The following is a 2353-nucleotide window of genomic DNA, read 5'->3' as shown; positions in this document are numbered from 1 at the left end:
CTTCTAATAATGGTGAATTTATCTCAAAATATACTCACCACTGATGAACAGTGTTCAATAAGATGCGTTCCCCCTGGTCTCTGGGGGAGAGGCTGTTTGTTCTATTTGTTGCGATTCTTGAGTATCAGATTTGCCAACTGTTGATGTTTCTGTGGCTGGCGATTCTTGGCTGTCTGAGTTAGCAACTGTTGATGTTTCTGTGGCTGGCGATTCTTGGCTGTCGGATTTACCAACTGTTGATGTTTCTGTTTGCTGAGGTTTTTGTTGGTCGTTATCAGCAGTTATCGATGGTGTTTCTCCCTGGGATTTATCACCGGAATTGGTAACAGTTGATTCTCGGGTAAATTTCGGATCGGATTTATCCGATTCACCCTTCAGTTTTTGAATTAACTGGGAGTGAATTGATGCGGAGAAGGGGTCAACTAATTGGCTGAGGGGAATGATTTTAGATATAGCGCCCGTGACTCGGAATGTGATATCATCGTAATCCCGATCGCTCCCTTGAATCAGCCCCATGTCTTCCATGACGAAGAGTTGACCTTCGCCTGTAATATCGGCAATTTGACCGATACTGAAGCCGTCGCTGGGATTGTCTGTAGCTATTGAAAATAGGGGTTTTTTGTCGCCGCCGATTGCGGGGTTGTCGTATACTTGCTGTACGGTGCCGTTGGGTACTAGCATGAAGAAGAATTTGTCCCCAGGCGTCATGGCAAATGTTTTTGTGCCGAGGTATTGCCCGGAATTGAGGTTTTCTGAGCTGTTAGGATCGGTGTAATATGCTCCTTCTAAATCGTCATCCATTGCGATGTAGCCCTTTGTCGAGTTGCTTAAAGCTCGACTTGCTGCTTCTTTGATGAACGCCTCGGAACCGGGAACGAATTTTTCCATTCCGAGTAGGCTGACGATGGCTAGTTGTCCGCTATACCAGCCGCCGTCGGATGTGAATTGTATGCCGATTATTCCTTTTTCATCGACACTGAATGCGTTTGAGTCAAAGTTGATGTTGGTTGGGGGAGTTGAGGTTTGATCTGGTTCTGGGGTTGAGGTTTTATTGGGTTCTAGATTAGTGGCTGTATCTAAGTTTTTGGTGGTGGAGATTTCGGTAGGTGAAGTTTTGTTGGGTTCGGATTTGTCAGTGGTTGATGTAGTCGCAACTGAGGTTTTGTTGGATTCTGATTTATCAGAAGCTGACGCAGTTGCAGGTGATGTTCGATCTGGTTCTGATTTGTCAGTCGTTGATACAGTTGCAGGTGATGTTCGATCTGGTTCTGATTTATCAGTCGTTGATGTAGTTGCAGGTAATGTTCGATCTAGTTCAGGGTTTTCAGTGGCTGAGGCAGTTGCGGGTGATGTTGTATTTTCTCCTGAATTGTCAGACGTTGATGCAGTTGCCGATGATATTTTGTTTGGTGATGACTCGAAGAAGAGTGTAGTCTCTGATGATAAAGGCGTTTGGTGTTCTTCGGGTTTTGAAGTCGTTTCAGCGGTAGCGGGTAATGGCGTTTTGTCGGAAGCTTTTTCGCTCGTGGTAGATGCAGTTACAACTGGTAATGTTTTGTCCGAATCTTGTTCTGATTTTGTGGAGGCGGTTGGCGATAATTGTGTTTTATTTTCCAGCAATTGATCGGGAACAGCGGTTGTAGCTGCTGTGGTTTTATTTAGTTCTGAGCTGCTGATTGACGAGTTGACTGGAGGTATGTCAGTCGCAGATTTATTAGAATCAGAAGAAACGTTATTTGAGGCAATTCGATTTGGGTTGGTTAGGGGGTCTCCTAAGTCCGAGTCGAGTTTACCAATTAGGGGGTCAACTTCAGAATTTGTTGTATCCCTGAGAGTGCTGTTAGTTATCAGAGGGCTGGTGTTAGCCTCCGGTATGCTGTTAATATTGGAGGCTTTATTAATAATAAAAGCATCAGCTTCTGTTCGACTGAATTCGGATGCGGGCCCGCTTGCGGGTTCTATTAAGTTAAGTTGTTCGGGGTTTTGAGAAGAGCCCGGAGTTTGATCTAATAAGGTTTTGTTAGTCTGAATTCCCGGCCGTTGTGGGGCGAAAGTTGGGGCAAGTCCGGGAATTAAGGATTCCATTTCTGTTAAAGGTTCTCTAATCTGGTCGGTTAAAGGCACTCTGGGCGCTCCTTGAGAAATGGTTAATTTTTTTTAAATCATTATTCAGCGGTTGCTCATCATTATCGGCTCGGCTCGATGATAAAGATATTCGGGAAAATACATAATTTTAGAGCTTTTTTGGGTGTTGCTAGTCTGTTGGATTTCCAGTATACAGCGGTTCCCGCTGTTATGAGGTACAGTAGCAGCAATTAGCAAACCAATTTCTTAAATGTTTAGGGTTCATTAA

General features: G+C 44.3%; 1 protein-coding gene. It reads right to left on the bottom strand.

Annotated features, from left to right (window positions below; genetic code table 11):
* Positions 1-54 precede the first annotated feature (54 nt).
* A complete protein-coding gene (locus tag QUA88_RS29360) occupies positions 55-2124 on the bottom strand; it encodes a DUF4114 domain-containing protein (RefSeq protein WP_333275233.1) in 2070 nt (689 codons plus the stop codon).
* Between the last annotated feature and the right edge of the window lie 229 nt (positions 2125-2353).

The sequence above is a fragment of the Microcoleus sp. D3_18_C2 genome, assembly GCF_036702395.1.
Taxonomy (GTDB): Bacteria; Cyanobacteriota; Cyanobacteriia; order Cyanobacteriales; family Microcoleaceae; genus Microcoleus.
This window is presented reverse-complemented; position numbering and strand designations above follow the sequence as displayed.